19 protein-coding genes are annotated in these 19,256 nt (G+C 43.3%); 9 read left to right on the top strand and 10 right to left on the bottom strand.

Annotation, left to right across the window (positions count from 1 at the left end; translation table 11 throughout):
- Positions 1-64 precede the first annotated feature (64 nt).
- Together cysM and epsC are read right to left on the bottom strand one after the other, a co-directional pair.
- On the bottom strand, positions 65-949 hold the full coding sequence (cysM, locus tag RBB12_RS12600) for a cysteine synthase CysM (RefSeq protein WP_306014092.1): 885 nt from the start codon (positions 947-949) through the stop codon (positions 65-67).
- Positions 942-1,733 (bottom strand): serine O-acetyltransferase EpsC, encoded by a 792-nt coding sequence (gene epsC, locus RBB12_RS12595; protein WP_293289115.1) that lies wholly within the window; start codon positions 1,731-1,733, stop codon positions 942-944. Before epsC ends, cysM begins: the two co-directional genes overlap by 8 nt.
- A gap of 91 nt (positions 1,734-1,824) precedes the next feature.
- Between epsC and RBB12_RS12590 the strand changes: the two genes are divergently transcribed.
- Positions 1,825-2,508 carry a DUF2461 domain-containing protein gene (locus RBB12_RS12590; RefSeq protein WP_306014093.1) on the top strand — a complete coding sequence of 228 codons (684 nt, stop codon included), beginning with the start codon at positions 1,825-1,827 and terminating at the stop codon, positions 2,506-2,508.
- On the opposite strand, the gene RBB12_RS12585 is transcribed toward RBB12_RS12590, so the two are convergent.
- A complete protein-coding gene (locus RBB12_RS12585) occupies positions 2,494-2,907 on the bottom strand; it encodes a glyoxalase (RefSeq protein WP_293284752.1) in 414 nt (137 codons plus the stop codon). The two genes, RBB12_RS12590 and RBB12_RS12585, sit on opposite strands and share 15 nt — an antisense overlap.
- A 124-nt stretch (positions 2,908-3,031) precedes the next feature.
- On the opposite strand from RBB12_RS12585, the gene RBB12_RS12580 reads away from it, so the two are divergent.
- A complete protein-coding gene (locus RBB12_RS12580; protein WP_306014094.1) occupies positions 3,032-3,931 on the top strand; it encodes a DUF72 domain-containing protein in 900 nt (299 codons plus the stop codon).
- 171 nt (positions 3,932-4,102) lie between these two features.
- Entirely contained in the window at positions 4,103-4,522 is a 420-nt protein-coding gene (locus tag RBB12_RS12575; protein WP_293282623.1) for an acyl-CoA thioesterase, read from the top strand.
- On the opposite strand, the gene RBB12_RS12570 is transcribed toward RBB12_RS12575, so the two are convergent.
- Positions 4,519-5,802: a dipeptidase gene (locus RBB12_RS12570; RefSeq protein ID WP_306014095.1), complete on the bottom strand. Its 1,284-nt coding sequence runs from the start codon at positions 5,800-5,802 to the stop codon at positions 4,519-4,521. The genes RBB12_RS12575 and RBB12_RS12570 overlap by 4 nt on opposite strands.
- 128 nt (positions 5,803-5,930) lie before the next feature.
- Between RBB12_RS12570 and RBB12_RS12565 the strand changes: the two genes are divergently transcribed.
- Positions 5,931-6,710 (top strand): hypothetical protein, encoded by a 780-nt coding sequence (locus RBB12_RS12565; protein WP_306014096.1) that lies wholly within the window; start codon positions 5,931-5,933, stop codon positions 6,708-6,710.
- Positions 6,711-6,720: 10 nt separating this feature from the next.
- Complete coding sequence (locus tag RBB12_RS12560; protein ID WP_306014098.1) at positions 6,721-7,074, top strand: hypothetical protein; 354 nt, start codon at positions 6,721-6,723, stop codon at positions 7,072-7,074.
- A 417-nt stretch (positions 7,075-7,491) separates the two neighbouring features.
- On the opposite strand, the gene RBB12_RS12555 is transcribed toward RBB12_RS12560, so the two are convergent.
- Complete coding sequence (locus RBB12_RS12555) at positions 7,492-8,355, bottom strand: RNA polymerase sigma factor RpoD/SigA (protein WP_100818963.1); 864 nt, start codon at positions 8,353-8,355, stop codon at positions 7,492-7,494.
- Between the two features lie 244 nt (positions 8,356-8,599).
- On the opposite strand from RBB12_RS12555, the gene RBB12_RS12550 reads away from it, so the two are divergent.
- Together RBB12_RS12550 and RBB12_RS12545 are read left to right on the top strand one after the other, a co-directional pair.
- Entirely contained in the window at positions 8,600-10,111 is a 1,512-nt protein-coding gene (locus RBB12_RS12550; RefSeq protein WP_179385783.1) for a DEAD/DEAH box helicase, read from the top strand.
- A 152-nt stretch (positions 10,112-10,263) separates the two neighbouring features.
- Positions 10,264-11,499 carry a glycosyltransferase gene (locus RBB12_RS12545; RefSeq protein WP_306014099.1) on the top strand — a complete coding sequence of 412 codons (1,236 nt, stop codon included), beginning with the start codon at positions 10,264-10,266 and terminating at the stop codon, positions 11,497-11,499.
- Between the two features lie 25 nt (positions 11,500-11,524).
- Here RBB12_RS12545 and RBB12_RS12540 read toward each other — a convergent pair whose 3' ends face one another.
- From RBB12_RS12540 to RBB12_RS12530, 3 genes are all read right to left on the bottom strand, one after another.
- Positions 11,525-11,914 carry a hypothetical protein gene (locus RBB12_RS12540; RefSeq protein ID WP_306014100.1) on the bottom strand — a complete coding sequence of 130 codons (390 nt, stop codon included), beginning with the start codon at positions 11,912-11,914 and terminating at the stop codon, positions 11,525-11,527.
- Between the two features lie 53 nt (positions 11,915-11,967).
- A complete protein-coding gene (locus RBB12_RS12535; protein WP_306014101.1) occupies positions 11,968-13,266 on the bottom strand; it encodes a serine hydrolase domain-containing protein in 1,299 nt (432 codons plus the stop codon).
- 123 nt (positions 13,267-13,389) lie between these two features.
- Complete coding sequence (locus RBB12_RS12530; protein WP_306014103.1) at positions 13,390-14,103, bottom strand: NUDIX hydrolase; 714 nt, start codon at positions 14,101-14,103, stop codon at positions 13,390-13,392.
- Between the two features lie 82 nt (positions 14,104-14,185).
- Between RBB12_RS12530 and RBB12_RS12525 the strand changes: the two genes are divergently transcribed.
- On the top strand, positions 14,186-16,597 hold the full coding sequence (locus RBB12_RS12525; RefSeq protein WP_306014104.1) for a glycoside hydrolase family 3 C-terminal domain-containing protein: 2,412 nt from the start codon (positions 14,186-14,188) through the stop codon (positions 16,595-16,597).
- A gap of 94 nt (positions 16,598-16,691) precedes the next feature.
- Here RBB12_RS12525 and RBB12_RS12520 read toward each other — a convergent pair whose 3' ends face one another.
- Together RBB12_RS12520 and RBB12_RS12515 are read right to left on the bottom strand one after the other, a co-directional pair.
- The gene (locus RBB12_RS12520; RefSeq protein WP_306014105.1) at positions 16,692-17,315 is read right to left on the bottom strand and encodes a class I SAM-dependent methyltransferase; all 624 of its coding nucleotides are present in this window, start codon (positions 17,313-17,315) and stop codon (positions 16,692-16,694) included.
- Positions 17,316-17,372: 57 nt separating this feature from the next.
- The gene (locus RBB12_RS12515) at positions 17,373-18,056 is read right to left on the bottom strand and encodes a hypothetical protein (protein ID WP_306014106.1); all 684 of its coding nucleotides are present in this window, start codon (positions 18,054-18,056) and stop codon (positions 17,373-17,375) included.
- 107 nt (positions 18,057-18,163) lie between these two features.
- On the opposite strand from RBB12_RS12515, the gene RBB12_RS12510 reads away from it, so the two are divergent.
- Positions 18,164-19,006, top strand: coding sequence for a 1,4-dihydroxy-2-naphthoyl-CoA synthase (locus RBB12_RS12510; protein ID WP_306014107.1), 843 nt, complete (start codon positions 18,164-18,166; stop codon positions 19,004-19,006).
- Positions 19,007-19,256 lie beyond the last annotated feature (250 nt).

Genomic DNA, 19,256 nt, shown 5'->3' with positions numbered 1-19,256 from the left:
TTGGATAATGCGAAAAATCCGTCATGAAACGCACAAAAATGGATATAAAAACATCCTGAAGAAATCAGTCAAACAAGTCTGATGACAGATACCGGTCCCCGCGGTCACAAACAATGGAAACGATGGTGCCACTTTCCAAAGCGTTTGCCAATCGCAAAGCGACAGTAGCGGCACCTCCGCTGCTCATTCCGGAAAATATGCCTTCCTCTCGCGCCAAACGCTTGGCCATTTCAATCGCTTCCTGCTCACTGACTTCCATTACAGTATCCACTTTTTCAGGATTAAAGATTTTTGGCAGGTATGCTTCGGGCCATTTTCGTATGCCTGGAATTTTTGCATCATCCGTGGGTTGTACGCCCACAATTTGTATGTCCGGATTCTGTTCCTTCAAAAAAGTAGAAGTGCCCATAATGGTACCTGTAGTTCCCATACTGGAAACAAAATGGGTGACTTGACCATCGGTACCCTTCCAAATTTCAGGTCCCGTTGTTTTGTAGTGCGCTTTCCAATTATCGTTGTTCGAGAATTGATTGAGCATCTTAAAGCCTTCTTCCTTTACCTTGGTTTCGGCATAATCGCGGGCACCTTCGATACCCACATCAGCAGAAGTCAAGGTCACCTTTGCGCCATAGGCACGCATGGTCTGAACCCGTTCTTTTGTAGAGTTTTCGGGCATCACCAATTCAATGTCAAGGCCAAAAAGGCTAGCTATCATGGCCAATGCAATACCAGTGTTTCCGCTAGTGGCCTCAATCAGTTTGGTGTTCTTGGTAAAATCACCGCGCTCCAGACCACTTTTGATCATGTTGTAGGCGGGACGGTCTTTAACGCTTCCACCGGGATTGTTTCCCTCAAGTTTAAAAAAAAGTCTTACGTTAGGATTGGTATTCAATACCTTGGATTCCACCATGGGGGTGTTTCCGATAAGGTCTAGTATGCTGTTAGACATTTGGGGTTGTCTTTATTTTGATTTCTGGTTTGTGATAAACAGTTGAGTTGGGCGGCACGGAGGAAGTAATCCATGCATTACCACCAATGACGGAATTCGCCCCCACTACGGTTTCACCGCCTAAAATGGTAGCGTTGGCATATATGGTCACATTGTTTTCAATGGTCGGGTGCCGTTTTGTTTTTTCCAAATTCTTCGCCACATACAAGGCACCTAAGGTCACCCCTTGGTAAATTTTAACGTTGTCGTGGATTACGGCGGTTTCGCCTATGACAACACCTGTGGCATGATCGATAAAAAAGGATTTACCAATGGTAGCTCCAGGATTGATGTCGACCCCGGTTTGTCTATGCGCATATTCCGTCATCATTCGTGGAATCAAAGGAACACCCTCAGCATAAAGCTCGTGCGCCAAGCGATAGATGGCAATGGCATAAAAACCAGGGTAGGCCATGTAGATTTCTTGGATGGAAAGGGAAGCCGGGTCACAATTTAAGATGGCCTCGGCATCCAAAATCAGGTTTTCCAGAATCTGTGGTAAATGTTCCACGTATTCGTTCCAGAGTTCCTCACTGGGCTTTTCCAAGTCCCAACAGGCCATGTCCATCAGCCGATTGAACTTTTTTTCCAATAATTCCAGATTGACCGCTACCGGGGTATTGGCGTCAAATAAGGTGTGAAAAAGCGTATCCGTGAAATCCTCGGTCTCCTGCTTTAAACGAAAATCCAAGTAAGGCAGCTTTTTGTGCCTAATGAGTTCGGCTATAATTCTCTCCTTGTCCATACTGCGGTTTATAGTCTAAAATTAGACAAAACCTTACCAAACAACGGTATAAAAGGCTAACTTTAGAGTAAAAATAACATATTACCGATATATGGCATCCAATGTAACCATCTCAAAGGAAGTTTTTGATTTTTTGACCGAATTGGAAAAAAATAATGACCGGGATTGGTTTGAAGCAAACAAGAAAACCTTCAAAAAACGGCAATCGGAGGTCAAAAATTTTCTGGAAGCGGCCAAACTTAATTTGAGCCATCATGATGAGATTGAAAAAATGAAGTTGTTCCGGATTTATAGGGATGTACGTTTTTCCAAGGATAAAAGTCCGTATAAAGCCCATTTTGCTGGCTTCTTTTCCCGATTGGGCGCACATTTACGAGGAGGATACTACATTCATCTAAAGCCCGGTCAATCCTTTTTGGGTGTTGGGTTTTGGGCTCCGGAGAAGGAAGACCTTTTTCGTATACGCAAAGAATTGGAGATGGACGCGGATGAATTTCGCAAGGTTATCAACCAGCCCGAATTAAAATCGATTTGGGGCGAGCTACAGGGCGACGAAGTGAAAACGGCTCCCAAGGGATTTGACAAAGAACACCCCGATATTGACCTTATCCGAAAAAAGCAATTCGTTTTTATGCGGAATTTCAAGGACTCGGAAGTGTTGTCGCCCACTTTTTTGGATGAAGTGGACAGGTCCTACAAGGCCATTCGCCCTTATTTTGATCTAATGAGCGAAATTCTCACCACTAATTTAAACGGCGAGTCAATTCTGAAATAACGTTTCTTCCTCTAAAAGCTGTATTTGGTCCTTGAGACGTTCCACCACCATGTTCATCATCCGTTTGTTAAGAGCGGAGGAATTGGTGATGTAGTCGCGATATTCTTCCACCGTAAACTGGCCAATAACCATTCCCTTTAGGGAATTTCGGAACTTGATGTCCTTTTGGATGGCCCGCTCAATATACTGGAACTTCTTCTCCAAAGAAAGTTCGTAGAAAACACCTTTATGCTTGTTCGCATAATTTTTGAAGGCCTCTACCAACAAATAATTTTGGAGTTTGAGCACTGGGCGAAGGGTCTTGTTCTGAAAATGCTCGTCAAAACCCATTTGGCTGTTAAAATGTGCAGATGAAATTGTGGGACGAATGTCCAATCGGCGGTCGGATGTTGAATCCATTGCTGTGATTTTTAATAAAATTACAGAATCAACCACCGCACACTTTTAAATAGGGCAATAGTTGTCAACGATGTTATGAACACCCTTTTAAATGATTATTTTAGGGCGAGTAAAAGTTACAAGCATGAAATTCGGAAAAGTAGACCATCCTGAAAACGTCGATTTTACCATTCCTCCTGACCATCCTGACACCCAAGTTGTTTTGTCCAAAACCAAGACTGGCACTAAAACCAAGGTATATGTGGGCTGTGCCAAGTGGAACAGGCAAGATTTGAAGAATTTTTACCCAAGGGGCACAAAGGATGAACTGGAATACTACTCGACCCAATTCAACAGTATTGAACTGAATGCGACCTTTTACCGCATCTTTCCTGCGGATACTTATGAAAAATGGCGCGACAAAACCCCGGAGGACTTCAAATTCTTCCCAAAAATGACCAATGAGGTCAGCCATTTGCGCCGTATGAACGATAAGGCGCTCGAGGCGGTGGACCGGTATTTGGCCGTAACCCCTTTGCTTGGGGACAAACTCGGCACCATCTTTTTACAAATGCACAATAACTTTGGCCCCAAAAACTGGGATAGGGTAGTGCGGTTTGTGGAATATTGGCCCAAGGAATTTCCGCTGGCCATGGAATTTCGACACACCGATTGGTTCAATGATGAAAAAGTGGCACAGGAACTTTTCCATTTATTGGAAGAAAACAACATCACCAATGTTTTGGTGGATACCGCAGGCAGACGAGACCTTATGCATATGCGATTGACCACTAACGAGGCCTTTATTCGTTATGTCGGGGCCAACCATCCTTCGGATTATCCCCGTTTGGATGATTGGGTCGACCGATTGTCTTCGTGGATAACCATGGGGCTCGAACACATTCACTTTTTTGTGCATCAAAACATGGAGGTAGAATCACCCCTCTTATCGGCTTATTTTATAAAACAACTAAACTCCAAATTGGGGTTTGACCTCCATATTCCCAAAACGACACTGCCGCCGCAGAAAGGGCTGTTCGATTAAAAATCGCCGAATTCATCAAGTTAAAAATCCCAAACGGCAAAAATTACACACTCAACAGTTGTTCCCACCCAAAAGTTTCAAATTCACAATTCACATGAATTTAAAGGGTTGGCCAGCATATTCTTATAGGTATTGGACTAACTTTGCAATGGAATTCAAAATATTTCAACTATGCGATTTCATACAAGAAAATGGGTTAAACCAGAAGATTTGAATGCCAATGGAACGCTTTTCGGGGGCAAGGTACTGGCCTGGATAGACGAAGAAGCGGTATTGTACAGCATCATTCAGTTGGAAAACAAGAAAATCGTAACCAAATATATGTCCGAAATCAATTTTATGAGTACTGCTCATGAGGGAGATATCATTGAAATCGGGATAGAAGTCATAAAGTTCGGGGTCACCTCAATTTCACTCAACTGTGAAGTACGAAACAAGATGACCCACGAAAGTATTGTTACCGTAGACAATATTATCATGGTCAACCTGGACGAAAACGGGAATCCGAAGGCCCACGGAAAAACCAAGATCGAATACGTAAAGGACCGATTGGCGAAAAAAGAAAAAGAAGAGGATAAAGCCGCTTCCTAATCCATGGTTTGGGCCACGGCCTGAACTTCATCCAAGACGCGTAAAAGGTTACCGCCCCATAATTTAGCGATTTCTTCCTCGGTATACCCTCTTTTGACCAGTTCCAAGGTAACATTGAAGGTTTCCGAGGCATCGGACCAGCCTTCGATACCGCCACCTCCATCAAAATCGGAACTGATACCTACGTGGTCAATACCGATCAACTTTACCATATAGTCAATGTGGTCCACAAAGTCGGCAACATTGACAGCTGGTGGGGCAGAAGCATCTGTTTCGGCCCATTCCTCACCAATGTTCATCACTTTTCGGTAGTTTGCGAAAAACTCCTCCCGTTGCGCATCGGTCAGTGTAGCAAATTGTGAGCGCTCGTACCACGCAACCCCTAAGGAATCCGCTACTTTTTTATACACTTCGGTCATGTAGGCAGATCGGGCTTCGTGCTTTTCAGTGTTCAAATAGGAGCTAAAGGCCACCGTTTGCACCACACCGCCATTTTCTTTCATCAACATCAGCTGTTCGTCGTCCAAGTTTCGGCTGTGGTCGCAAAGTGCCCTAGCAGAAGAATGCGAGGCAATAATGGGAGCCTTGGACAGCGCTATCATTTGTTTCATCGCTTCTTTGGAGGGATGGGACACATCGATCATGATTCCTACACGGTTCATTTCTGCTACCGCTTTCTTGCCCAATTCGCTTAGGCCGTTGTGCAACCAAACGCTATCTCTTTCCCCTGTGTTCGAATCACTGAATTGGCTGTGACCGTTATGGGAAAGCGACATGTAAAGCGCTCCTCTTTTTTGGTATTCCTCTATTTTGGATAGATCTTCACCGATGGGATAAGCATTTTCAACTCCGATCATGGCCACTTTTTTGCCAGATGCGGCAATACGTCTTACGTCGTCCGAAGTTAAAGCCAATTCTATCTGGTCCGGTGCTATCTCTTCACAGAGTCGGTGAATGGCATCGAACTTGGCCATGGCATTTTCGGATGCCTTGGCATATCCTTCGGTGGTCAACGTATCCTGACCTGTATACACGATCAAAAAGACTGCATCCAATCCACCTTCTTTCATTTTGGGAAGGTTGACTTGGGTTTCCAGTCGTTGGGTGTAGTTAATGCTATCCGTAAAGTTTTGCACGTTGATATCGTCGTGCGTATCGATAGTGATCACGGAATCATGAATCCGTTGTGCTTTTTCTTCCAAGCTTTCTGTTTTTTCAGGTTTTTTCTCCGCACAGGAGACAAGTAAGGCAAGGGTCAATAGTAAACTTAAATATTTCATGGTTGGTTTTTTTACACATACAAATAACGCAATTTGACAACAAAATCCGAATGCTACGGAACAATAAATTGTAATACCTGGCTATAATCAACACTTTTAAGTGTAATAATAACCATTAGCACAAGACATTGGGAACACGAGAACTATTAACGTATCTGGAAAAGTTGGAAATCGGATTGAGCTCATTCTCCTACGAAGAGTTGGGCGTGGTAGAGGCCGGAAAGCTTAAAAAGTCCTTTGAGGTATTTAAAATGGGGCTGGAAAACAAAGTTTTTGGGGCCTCGGAAATGAAACAGCTCGAAAACATCTACGAAAAAGTAGGTATCCAAAGCTTGGACAAAAGGGAGTTTAACGAGGTGAATCCGGACAAATTGATTTCCCTTGTTAGCGCACTTGAAGCTACAACATTGTCCCCAGAGCAACAGGAACTTGTGGATGAACTTAAAAAACTGGCCCAACATCCGAAGAAAAGCACACAAAATCAACATAAAAATGTAGACGGTATGTCCACCGATTTTGAATTTATAGAAAAGAGCTTGCAAGCTGGTTTCTCTTCCCAAAAAATTGACCTTCAGCCTGTTTTGGAAGACTGCATGGGCCAAATGGAGCTTTTGGAAGAATTGGTTCGCATGTTCCAACAGCATGTTTTTGAGTTTATCGGAAGTGCCAAGGTCAATCTAATCAACAAAAACTTTGTGGAACTGGAGCTTTCCTGTCAAAAAATAATACCATCCCTGCGCATGATGAAAACTTTTGGGCTGCTGGAAGTTGCTCAGCAGATTTCAAGATTATGCAAAACGGATAGGGATGAAAGACATTTGAATTTTTTATACGACCAATTTCTGCAGGAATATCCCAAGATTCAAGAGCAGATAGATTTTGAAATGGAGATATTCAGAACCTTGTGAAAAAGTGAAGATGGCGACCCATGAGCTTCCCAAATACTTGCAAAGTGTTTTTTACCCTTTGTTTCAGCATACTACAGACCTTGAGTGCCAATTGTTGCTGTTGAATGAAATGTTGGAAGTAGGGGACCATAAGGAAATACCCTTTTTGAAGGAACTGGAGTCGCATGACAATCCCAAAATTAGCAGCAAGGCCTTTCAAATTAAGAATGAACTGCAGGAAAAATTGGGATTGATGACAGAAACCGAACGAAGAAGATTGCCCATGAACCTTTGCTTTATTTATGACGAGTTCAACATTCGTCCCAGCAAAGTGGACAAGGAGTTGGATTTTGAGATAGCATTGGACATTTTGAACATGAAATAAAAAAGGATTTCACCACCCGAAGCAGGTGTTTCACCACAATTTGAGGAAAGCACATAATCTTTGAAATGAAATCACGTTATACAAAGACCCAAACTTAAATTGAGATTACGATGTTGTACGACACCTACGGTGAGGAATACTTGGCTTTTTTGCAAGAACTCAACGAAATTTTAACAGTAAACCAACTTGCTGAACTTGATTACCTATAGTTAACAAACAAACCCAAAATTTGTTACCATGAACAACCAGAACAAAGAAAACACCGCCTACTTGAATTTTATTCAAGATTTGAAAGACTTGCTTACGGACTTTGATATCAGTCTGTTGAGCAGATCCTAATTATTTAAGTGATTATCATGGAAAAGGGGATGTTGATAAAATCAGCATCCCCTTTTCTATTACATATTTTAAGGCAACCTATCCCAAATAAGATTTTAAGATCTTGCTTTTGGAGGTATGTCGCAATTTTCTAATGGCCTTTTCCCGTATTTGTCTTACGCGTTCGCGGGTCAAATCAAACGTACTGCCTATTTCTTCCAAAGTCATGGAGGGTTGGTCCCCAATGCCGTAATACAGACGAACCACGTCCGCTTCCCGTGGGGAGAGCGTATCCAAGGCTCGGTTGATTTCCGTGTTCAGGGATTGGTGCATAAGGCCCTTATCCGGTTTGGGCGAATCCCCGGCGTTCAATACATCATATAAATTGGAGGTTTCCCCTTCTTTTAAAGGTGCATCCATAGATACGTGCCGCCCTGTGTTCTTGAGGGATTGCTTCACTTCGGAAACGGTCATGTCCAGCTCCTTGGCAATTTCTTCTGGCGATGGTGGGCGCTCATGTGCCTGTTCCAAATAGGAAAAGGTCTTTTTTATCTTGTTGATGGAACCAATTTTGTTCAATGGCAATCGTACCACACGTGACTGTTCTGCCAAGGCCTGCAGAATGGATTGTCTGATCCACCAAACCGCGTAGGAGATAAACTTAAACCCTCGGGTTTCATCAAAGCGTTTGGCGGCCTTTACCAGACCCACGTTTCCTTCATTGATCAAATCTGGGAGTTTAAGGCCCTGATTTTGGTATTGTTTTGCCACGGAGACCACAAACCTGAGGTTGGCATTGGTCAACTTTTCCAAAGCAGCTTGGTCTCCGGCCCTGATCTTCTGTGCTAGCTCAACTTCTTCCTGTGCGGTGATCAAATCGATTTTGCTGATGTCCTGCAAGTATTTGTCGAGAGATTTGGATTCGCGGTTCGTGACCTGTTTGATAATTTTAAGCTGCCTCATTCTTATATCTGGTTTACTAGTGTTACAAGCTATCATTATACATTATAATCTCCATTTTTCCAAGTCGAAATTGTTATTGTTATCAAAATGTTATGAGTAAATCATCGAAAAAGTTGAATTGGGGGCCAAATGGGAATTGTTGATACTATTTTGATAGAATTAACCTCTGGGATTGGTCACAAGTACAAAAAACCCCTAATTTTGTAGGGTTTTTTATTTAAGAATCCAAAATGCCATTTTCCCTTTGGAAGTAAACAACTCAATCAAAAAGAAAACGCTTTACGGCTATCAGGAGGAAGACCTGAACAAAATCTTCGAGCAACTGGACAAGCTTCCTGCGGGCAGTAATATCTTGTACCAATTGCCCACGGGAGGAGGAAAAACCGTAGTGTTTTCGGAGATTACACGAAGGTTTATCCAACAGACCGGAAAAAAGGTGATGGTACTTACCCACCGTATCGAGCTGAGCAAGCAAACCTCCAAAATGCTCAAAGGGTTTGGCGTGGCCAACAAAGTCATCAACAGTGAAGTGAAGGAACTCTACGACCAGGATGATTATATGTGCTTTGTGGCTATGGTGGAAACCTTGAACAACCGCCTTCAGGAAGAAAAAGTAAAAATCAACAATGTAGGCCTTGTAATCATTGATGAGGCCCACTACAACTCGTTCCGAAAGCTGTTCAAATATTTCGAGAAGTCTACGATTTTAGGTGTAACGGCCACTCCGTTGAGCTCCAACATCAAACTGCCCATGAAGGACAATTACAAGCACCTGATCATTGGGGAGTCGATAAAATCATTAATTGAAAAGAACTTTTTGGCCAGGGCCAACCTGTATAATTATGATGTTAGCCTACGCACCCTTAAATTGGGCATTAATGGTGACTATACCGTAAAATCCTCGGACGAGTTTTACAGTGCACACAGCATGCTCGGGAAATTGCTCTCTGCCTACGAGGAAATTGCCAAGGGGACCAAAACGCTGATCTTCAACAACGGAATCAATACATCCCTTTATGTGTACGAGACCTTTAAAAAGGCTGGGTATAATGTTCGCCACCTCGACAACAAGAACACGGCCTCCGAACGCAAGGATATTCTGGATTGGTTTGCCAAAACGCCCGACGCCATCCTTACCTCGGTGAGTATATTGACCACCGGGTTTGACGAACCCACGGTGGAAACCATTATTTTGAACAGGGCTACACGATCACTCACCCTATATTTCCAAATGATTGGAAGGGGATCCAGGGTGCTTCCTGACAAAGATGAGTTCAATGTAATCGACATGGGAAATAATATTGCCCGTTTCGGACCTTGGGATGCACCTGTGGACTGGCAAGAAATCTTTCATTTTCCTGATTTTTATCTGGAAAACATCAAAAATGATGAGGAAATTGAGCGGGATTTTGTCTATGAGATGCCCGAAGAACTTCGCGCCAAATTCAGCAAGTCGGAGAACATCACCTTTGATGTGAAGGAAGAGTACAAAAAGATATTTGCCCAGGGCAAAAAATCAAAAATTGTACTGGAGAAGAGTATTGAACAGCACGCGAAAATCTGTGTGGAAAATAGCGAAGATGTTTTTGATGCCCGAATCTTGGCCAAGGAGCTCAAGGATGAGATTTCGTATCGTGTAAAGCAATATTCCTATTGCATCATGAACAATACCAAGAACTATAAGGAATGGCTGGAGGAAGATTATGAACGAAAGCTCCGTTCCAGTATCTCCAAAATGTTTGCGGCCAAGATGTAGATCAAGTTGTCAGGAATGTCGGCAGCTCCGTTTTTTGGATTTGAGCTTGAACTTACACTTACCATTGCATTTGAAATTTGAGCTTGAACTTGATAGTTGAGTTTAAATTTTAATCCCCAATAGTATACGGCCATCTTTGTATTTTTACCTCCATGTCCAAAAAACTACTTGTAATTGGTTATGTATGGCCCGAACCCACAACAACTGCGGCCGGAAGTCGTATGCAACAATTGTTGGAGGCGTTTTTGGCGTTTGGTTATCAGATCACATTTGCCAGCACGGCAAGTAAAACCGAGTTCAGTTTGGATTTGGAAACCATGGACATTGCAACGGTCCACATCCAACTCAACCATTCGAGTTTTGATGATTTTATACAGCAATTGAAGCCCAATGTGGTGATGTTCGACCGTTTTATGGTAGAGGAACAATTTGGGTGGCGCGTGGCGGAACACGCACCAAGTGCCTTGCGTATACTCAATACCGAAGATTTACATGCGCTGCGCAAGAGTAGGGAAGAGGCACTTAAAAAGAACCAAATCTTTGAGATTGAAGATTGGAAAAACCATCCAACAACGTTACGGGAAATTGCTAGCATCTATCGCTGCGATCTTACGTTGATGATTTCCAGCTACGAAATGGAAATTTTACAGCATAAGTTGAAGGTCCCTTCGGATTTGCTGCTTTGTATTCCGTTTATGGTAGATGTTGGGAGTATACCTGCTGCAAAAAACCCTCCATTCGATGCCAGAAATGGTTTCATAAGTATCGGAAATGGCAAACACGCACCCAATGTGGATGCACTAAAGGTCTTGAAAAATGAAATTTGGCCCCGAATTCGCCATCAACTGCCCAATGCTGAAATCCAAATTTATGGCGCATATCTACCGCAACAGGTCAACGAAATACACGACCCCATAACCGGTTTTTACGTTAAGGGATGGGCGGAAGATGCGTTCAGGGTGATCCAAAGTGCCAGGGTGATGTTGGCTCCACTTCGATTTGGAGCAGGAATCAAAGGAAAGTTGTTGGATGCCATGCAAACCGGAACCCCAAGCGTAACCACCACCATAGGTGGCGAGGGCATGCATGCTGACTTGGCATGGAACGGATTTATTGCCGATGATTGGGAAGCATTTGTCCAAGCTGCCGTGAAATTGCATCGAGACCAAAAAAGTTGGGAAAGTGCCCAATACAACGGTAATGCATTGCTCCAACAGTTGTATGATAGGCAAAGCTTACAAAGTAGTTTGGAAGAACGATTGGAACACCTGATGATGGATTTGGAAGCCCATCGCTCACAAAATTTCATTGGAAAACTGTTACAGCATCAAACCATGAGTAGCACCAAATATATGGCCAAATGGATTGAGGAGAAGCATAAAGGTTGAACCCTTTAATGCTGCCCAAAGTACATCAATCCAGTAATTGGTCCGTAATGATCAAAGTGTATTCAAAAACATTTTCCAAAGGTTCCGATAACACCCACAATTCGTCATCAACAGGAGTTTGCTGATACCGCAATACATAATCCTCGTTTACCAAAGAATACAGTTTAATGGCTTCAAAGCGTAAAGACGCTGTTGGCATGACCGCTATCGTCTCATTGTTCAGGGTAGAGCCAATGATACTGGATGACTGTTTGGCTATTTGCGAAATTTGGTTGGACTCATCAATGTAGAACAGATCCACATTGGAGTTGTTTTGAATTTTGTATGATGTTTCAAATCCAGCGTTTTCGAAATCGTCCTCACATTGAAATGACATCAAAAATGGGAAGAGCATCAATAGAAATACTTTTTTCATGGCTTTTTTGTCCTAAAGATAGATTTATTCTCCCCTCTCACGTTAAGTTGATGTTACTTCTTTTTAAAATTCACTCTTACCCCACGTTGTTTAAAAAGTAGAGTGTTCTTTTCGGGATCAAAGGTCATTTCGATACCTGCGGAGACAAATTCAAATTGATGCTCGTCCACAGCGTCCAAAGTAAATGCTGGCTGACCCGTAGCTCTGCCCTTGAGCACCCCATCCTCAATGAAAATACTTATGTCCAAAGGAAAATCCGGGGCGGTATAGTTGCCCACATAACCCTCCAATTGTTCGGGTGATACTTCATGAGTATTGAATTTTGGCAATTCAAAAGGCTCATTGCAGACCGTGCTCAAAACGGCAATGGCAATGTCATTGGTATTCATATTGTTGCCATTTGAGGTAAGGGCAAAGGATACATTGCCGTCATCAAAATGACCGAATAAAGAAGAGAATCCATCTATCCCTCCCGTGTGACCATAACTGGTTCGCTCATGAAAAGGAAAGCTGAACAATCCCAATCCATAGCCGTCCGTAATCTTTTTCATGGCTTCTACATACTCCAAATCAAGCAATTTGCCTCCAAAAAGGGCATCACTAAATTTGACAATATCTGTTGGATTGGAAACTATGGCGCCTGCACCAACAGGGATGGACATATCGGTTTCTGGATGTTCTTGCCATTTATCCAGGTACATGTACGATTTACATTCGTTGGCCTTTGTGCCAATTTTTTCGCCAACATAGGTATTGGCAAGCCCTAAGGGCTTTGTAATAAATTCTTCAAGCAGTTCGGGATAGGGTTTTCCCATGCTCTTTTCCAGAATGTAGGTCACCAACACAAAATTGGAATTACTGTATTGGAATTTGCTGTCGGGCTCAAAATCACTTCCCGCCTTTACAATGATTTCCACCATTTCTGATGCAGATTTTGGCTGGGTCATGTAGGTGGCATACGCAGGGTCATCCGTAAAATTGTGGATACCGCTTCGGTTGCCCAACAGTTGTTTGATGGTAATATTTTCCGATTTTGGAACCTCTGGAAAAAACTGGTCCAAGGTCTGGTCTAAAGACAGTTTTCCTGCCGATATGGCCTTAAAAACCAATACTGCTGTAAATGTTTTGGTAATGGAACCAATGCGATATCTGGAAGCCACTGTTGCTTTGGATTCGGAAGTGACGTCACAATACCCCACCGAACGTGTGTAGATCAACTCACCGGCTTGGGAGACGGCAACACTGCCCATGAACTTATTGTTCTCTTCCAGGAGATCAAAATATTGGTCCAATTTTACGGTATCAAACTCTTGGGACCATAACGAAGCGGTAAAAAGCAAAAGAACGGTCACAGTCCAATGCGTTTTGAACTGTTGTTTGCAAAATAAAGAAAGAGGGCTTTTCATGACATGGAGGTTTAGTGTTGCCTCCAAATTAGAGCATTTCCATGTCAAACCAAAAAGAACCTGCCTGCACTATACCTTTTTCACCCGATATTGGTAAGGTTTCCGGCCAGGTGCATCTGTTTGGAGCTTCGGCAAACGCTCAAAAAAACCGGAACCTATCATTTTCTTTTGAAAACGGCTACGGTCCAGGGTTTCCTCCAAAATGGTTTGGTGCAATTGATGCAATTGTGGCATCGTAAATTCCGTAGGCAATAAATTGTAGGTCAATGGTTCTTGTTGTACATCTTCCTTGAGCCGCTCCTTGGCCTCTAGTACAATATCCCGATGGTCCATCCACATAGGAGGGAGGTCATTCATGTTGAACCAACCAAAAGCCGAGTCCAAATTACCGATTACCGGTCGGGTCTCTTCAAAATTGACCAAGGAATAGTGCGCGAGGGTCACAAAACGGTCGTTCAACCAAGAATTTTCTTTAAAAGGAAAGTCCAATTCCTTAAAAAATTGCTGCCATTCCTCTGTAAACTTACGGTCTTCACCGCCAAAAACGGACAAAAACTTAAAGTGGGGGTCTTCCAACCCAGTTCGTTCCCTTAGGATACGCACCGTGGCCGCTTCCACAGATTCCGAACGTAGGATATACCCACCGGGCAATAGCCACTTATCACCAATCTGAAGCAACAAACATTTGAGTTGGTCTTCATGAAATCCGATGATGACCATGTCCACCGAAAGATTGGGCAAATAATCTTGTTGACCGTTTTCGATAAAAGTTCTGATGTCCATACAGCAAAAATAATGATTTGTGTCATTTTGCCACAATTAAATCTTTTTTATATTTGTGTCAAGTTGACACAAACTATATATTATGAAAAAAGCACTCCGCATTTCGTTGAAAACCATCGGTGTTCTTCTGTTATTAGTTTTAGTAGGAGGACTATTAGGATGGTGGTATTTACGCTCACAATTTCTGGATTTTGAGGATGACTACACAGAAAAGGCAGAAATACCGTCGGTCACTATTGATGGTTACACGTTTCTGGACCGAAATGGCAATGGCCAGTTGGATGTATACGAAGACAGCCGGCAACCTATTGAGGCTAGGGTAGCGAATGTACTTTCCCAAATGACTGTGGAGGAGAAAATCCACTTATTGAAGGGTTCTGGAATGGCTTCCGGCATGGGAATGGTGGAACCTGAAGAAGGCATTCCCGGAGTGGTGGGAACCATTGTGGCCACACCACGGCTCGGCATTCCGAGTATTAATCTCTCCGATGGGCCGGCGGGGCTCAGAATAGAACCTAAACGTGATGGTATAGATCGAACATTTTACTGCACCGCATTCCCGATAGCTACGCTGTTGGCATCAACATGGAACACCGAATTGGTGGAAAATGTGGGCATTGCCATGGGCAATGAAGCACTCGAGTATGGCATCGATGTCATATTGGGCCCGGGAGCAAACATTCACCGACACCCGTTTTGTGGACGGAACTTTGAATACTATTCCGAAGACCCCCTGTTGACTGGGAAAATTGGGGCTGCCATGGTCAATGGCATAGAATCCAACGGCGTTGGAACTTCCGTGAAGCATTTTGTGGCCAACAACCAAGAAACCAATAGAAACTATAATGACACCAGGGTTTCCGACCGGGCCATGCGTGAAATCTATCTGAAAGGATTTGAAATCATTGTGGAAGATGCACAACCGTGGACCATTATGTCATCTTACAACAAGGTAAATGGCACCTATACCTCGGAGAGCAAGCATTTATTGACCGATGTATTACGAAACGATTGGGGATTTGAAGGATTAGTGATGTCCGATTGGTTTGGAGGGAACGATGCCGTGGCTATGGTCAATGCCGGGAACGACCTATTGGAGCCTGGCACCAAAAAACAATGGAAAGCCCTAACAGCAGGGTACGAGGACGGTTCTTTGGACATGGATGCCGTAGATACTTCGGTAAAACGTATTTTGACGTTGATTTTCAAGAGTAAAAAAATGACCGATTTTACCTTTGGTGAAAATCCCGATTTGGAAGCCCATGCGGCCATTACGCGAAAATCAGCATCGGAAGGAATGGTATTGTTGAAAAATGATGATGCACTTCCCTTGGAAAAAGGACAGAACGTAGCATTGCTCGGGGTGTATTCGTATGATTTTATTGCTGGAGGAACAGGTTCTGGCGATGTAAACGAAGCCTATACGATTTCTTTGGAAGAGGGACTCATCAATGCCGGATTCCGTGTGAGCCCCACTGCAAAGCAGGCCTATCAAAAACACAGGGCAGCCAATGAAGAGGCCTTTGAAAAACCCGAAGGCATGTCGGCCATGTTCAATCCATATCTTCCTCCCGAGATCAGCTACGATAAGGATTTAATGAAAACCATCGCTTCAGAAAGTGATTTGGCCATCATCACCATTGGTCGAAACAGCGGTGAGGGCGGTGACAGGGTCGTTGCGAACGATTTTCTGTTGTCCGACAAGGAAAAGGAGATGCTGAGCACGACTTGTGAGGCCTTTCAAAAAGCAGGAAAAAAGGTTATTGTGGTGTTGAACATTGGTGGTGTTATCGAAACGGCTTCATGGAAAAACCAACCGGATGCCATTGTACTCGCATGGCAAGGCGGGCAAGAAGGTGGTAACGCCGTAGCGGATATTTTGAGCGGAGACGTTAACCCCAGTGGAAAATTGACCATGACCTTCCCTGTTGATGTGGCAGATCATGCCAGCAATGCAAATTTCCCGCAAAACGGTTTGCCCATGCAAATAACGGATATGTTGTTTGGTAAGGATGAAGTTCCGGAAGATGAAATGGTAAAGAATGTCGATTACACCAATTATGAAGAAGGAATTTATGTGGGCTACCGTCATTTTGACAAAGCAGGTGTGGAGGTGTCCTACCCCTTTGGTTATGGGCTTTCCTATACCAGTTTTGAATACGGCGATATGGAAATGTCGCAAGAAAATGATACCATTAAAGTATCTGTTCCCGTAACCAATACGGGGGAATCATCAGGGAAAGAGATTGTTCAATTCTACGTTTCCAAGGATTCCACTCAAATCGATAGACCCGAGCAAGAACTTAAGGCCTTTGCCAAAACAAAATTACTCGGTGCAGGAGCAACAGATACGCTTCGCGTGAACATTCCCGTGAACTATCTGAGGTATTGGAACGAGAATCAATCGCAATGGTCGCTGGAACCGGGAAGCTATACCATAAAGGCAGCCGCTTCTTCGCGTGACATCAAAAAGGCAACAAAAATTGAATTATAAGTTTAAGTGGTTCTCATTTACATCGTGGAACCGCTTGATTCATGGATAGTGTGTTTAGATGAGGGATGTCCGTTTTACCAAAACGTGGCGTCCCTTACTTTTTTTGACCTAAAAAACGAATTACTGAACCTTTGCCCACGTGACCATCTCCTTCGTTCAACGTTATGGTTGTTTTTTTAAGTTCCAAAAATTCAAAATTGGCGAAATCGGTTTCCAATTCTTCCAACGAAAACAGATAATCCACATTATTGGGACCACCTACTTTCGGATTTTTCTTTTTAAACGCTAGATGGTCTTTGCTGAAGCCTTCAAAAATGAGGGTGCCGCCTTTTTTCAAATAATTGTTCAGCAACTTATGATACTTAGAGCGGATGTGGGGCGGAAAATGGGCATAGATCAAAGCGATGGCATCAAATTGTTCGGGTTGATAGTGAAGCTTCGGAAGTTCACCGATCACATAATCCAATTCAACACCTTTCTTTTTGGCCAACTGGAGTGCTTTTCGTTGTCCTGCCTCGCTTATATCAAAAGCAGATACCTTCCAGCCCAATTGTGCGGCATAAACCGCATTTCTACCTTCACCCTCGGCAGGAAATAATATGGAACCAGGCTGTAAATTTTTCAGCTTTTCCTTCAAATAGGCATTGGGAGCGGTTCCATAAACGTATTCTTCCTGCCCAAATCGGGTATTCCACATTTCAAGCCAGTCGTGTTGCATGCTTTAAGTTGATTTTGACCTAAAATTAACGCAATTCCTTTAACCGGTAAAAATCAATTACTCCATACTCACAATCGCTGTGGTGGTGCCATCGTGCATGTATTTGGAGGCAGCATATAGCAGAAGTGATTCGCCTTTAGGGTTTTGTATGGTGGTTTTATATGCCCAACTGTATTTTGATCCGCCGCTGCTCATCATGGTAAATTGAGAAGATTCATAATATGGGATTCGGCCACGCAAACCTTCATGTTTTGTAATGTAGCTTCGAGGTATCGCAATCGTGTAGCGTTCCGCATTGATGTTATCGTCAAATATGCTGTTTTCCACCTTACCCAAGACAAAAGTGGCACCTGTAGGGATTTCGGTCAAAATAAAATGACCATTGGAATCCACCTCAAAACCAAATGATTGGTCATCCAAATCATAAGTAGTCCCTACATTAAAGGCCGTCTCTTCCAAAATAGGTCTTAAGCTAATGCCCCCTATAAAATCCTGTACTTCAATATGGTCAAAAGATAATGAAGGAGTCCGTTTTACAAAGTAACGGTCTGGATTGATATGCCGTTTGAGCACCAAATATCCCAGAACTACCAAACCGAATAATACAGCTAAGAGTATTCCCAAAGTTTTAAATCGCATCATGTGGTAAATGTATATGGAAATCCTAAAACACAATGCTGCCAATTGACGGATGCCCTGTTTGATCTGACGAATGAAGCGATTTGGCCAAAATTCATCCAAATCCAAGCTTTTTTGTACATCTTAAACAGTGGAGGTTTGATTATCCAAAACAGAATCGGTCATAACGTAGAATTTCCGTTATTTTGTGATAAACAAAACAGATATTTATGGAATCACCCAAATGGCAGACAGCCATGGAATTTGAGGATATCACCTATAAAAAATGTAATGGCGTAGCCCGGATTGCTTTTAACCGCCCCGATGTACGCAATGCATTCCGCCCCAAAACGACCAGTGAACTTTACAAAGCCTTTTATGATGCCCAGGAAGATACTTCCATTGGGGTTGTGCTCCTTTCTGGGGAAGGGCCATCGTCCAAGGATGGTAAATGGGCCTTTTGCAGTGGTGGCGACCAAAAAGCTAGGGGCCATAAAGGATATGTTGGCGAGGATGGCTACCACAGGTTGAATATTTTAGAAGTCCAGCGATTGATTCGTTTTATGCCCAAGGTGGTCATTGCCGTGGTGCCTGGTTGGGCCGTTGGGGGAGGGCATAGCCTTCATGTGGTCTGTGATATGACCCTCGCGAGCAAAGAACACGCCATTTTTAAACAGACTGATGCCGATGTGACCAGTTTTGATGGAGGATATGGTTCTGCCTATCTGGCCAAAATGGTGGGACAGAAAAAAGCCCGGGAGATTTTCTTTTTGGGAAGGAACTACTCGGCACAAGAAGCGTATGAAATGGGAATGGTGAATGCCGTTATCCCGCACGATGAATTGGAGGAGACCGCCTACCAATGGGCCCAAGAGATTTTGGCCAAGTCCCCAACATCCATTAAAATGCTCAAATTTGCCATGAACCTTACCGATGATGGTATGGTGGGCCAACAAGTGTTCGCGGGAGAAGCCACGCGACTGGCGTATATGACCGACGAGGCCAAAGAGGGCCGGAATGCCTTTTTGGAAAAGCGCAAGCCCGATTTTGGCAAGGATAAATGGATTCCGTAAGTCAATTTACAGCTGCCAACAAACAATTTACAATTACCCATTGTCATTTTCTGTGGGAGTGAAATGGTTGAGGCATCTATATTTCTCGACTGTGCTCGAAATGACAAGAAATGAACAACTGTAGTTGTCACATCGAGCGAAATCGAGATGCGTCTTGGATTATTCAGGATGGCCTAAAATTGAAAAGAGCCCTGCCACTTGGGTCAGGACTCTTTTACGAGAACACTATATGAAAATGAAAAAATTACTT

The organism is Allomuricauda sp. MMSF_3307, assembly GCF_030733585.1.
Taxonomy (GTDB): domain Bacteria; phylum Bacteroidota; class Bacteroidia; order Flavobacteriales; family Flavobacteriaceae; genus Flagellimonas.
This window is presented reverse-complemented; position numbering and strand designations above follow the sequence as displayed.

Bases quoted from the DNA above. Each gene is read 5' to 3' on its own strand.
- cysM (WP_306014092.1), bottom strand. From the start codon at position 949: ATGTCTAACAGCATACTAGACCTTATCGGAAACACCCCCATGGTGGAA.
- epsC (WP_293289115.1), bottom strand. From the start codon at position 1,733: ATGGACAAGGAGAGAATTATAGCCGAACTCATTAGGCACAAAAAGCTG.
- RBB12_RS12590 (WP_306014093.1), top strand. From the start codon at position 1,825: ATGGCATCCAATGTAACCATCTCAAAGGAAGTTTTTGATTTTTTGACC.
- RBB12_RS12585 (WP_293284752.1), bottom strand. From the start codon at position 2,907: ATGGATTCAACATCCGACCGCCGATTGGACATTCGTCCCACAATTTCA.
- RBB12_RS12580 (WP_306014094.1), top strand. From the start codon at position 3,032: ATGAAATTCGGAAAAGTAGACCATCCTGAAAACGTCGATTTTACCATT.
- RBB12_RS12575 (WP_293282623.1), top strand. From the start codon at position 4,103: ATGCGATTTCATACAAGAAAATGGGTTAAACCAGAAGATTTGAATGCC.
- RBB12_RS12570 (WP_306014095.1), bottom strand. From the start codon at position 5,802: ATGAAATATTTAAGTTTACTATTGACCCTTGCCTTACTTGTCTCCTGT.
- RBB12_RS12560 (WP_306014098.1), top strand. From the start codon at position 6,721: ATGGCGACCCATGAGCTTCCCAAATACTTGCAAAGTGTTTTTTACCCT.
- RBB12_RS12555 (WP_100818963.1), bottom strand. From the start codon at position 8,355: ATGAGGCAGCTTAAAATTATCAAACAGGTCACGAACCGCGAATCCAAA.
- RBB12_RS12545 (WP_306014099.1), top strand. From the start codon at position 10,264: ATGTCCAAAAAACTACTTGTAATTGGTTATGTATGGCCCGAACCCACA.
- RBB12_RS12540 (WP_306014100.1), bottom strand. From the start codon at position 11,914: ATGAAAAAAGTATTTCTATTGATGCTCTTCCCATTTTTGATGTCATTT.
- RBB12_RS12530 (WP_306014103.1), bottom strand. From the start codon at position 14,103: ATGGACATCAGAACTTTTATCGAAAACGGTCAACAAGATTATTTGCCC.
- RBB12_RS12525 (WP_306014104.1), top strand. From the start codon at position 14,186: ATGAAAAAAGCACTCCGCATTTCGTTGAAAACCATCGGTGTTCTTCTG.
- RBB12_RS12520 (WP_306014105.1), bottom strand. From the start codon at position 17,315: ATGCAACACGACTGGCTTGAAATGTGGAATACCCGATTTGGGCAGGAA.
- RBB12_RS12510 (WP_306014107.1), top strand. From the start codon at position 18,164: ATGGAATCACCCAAATGGCAGACAGCCATGGAATTTGAGGATATCACC.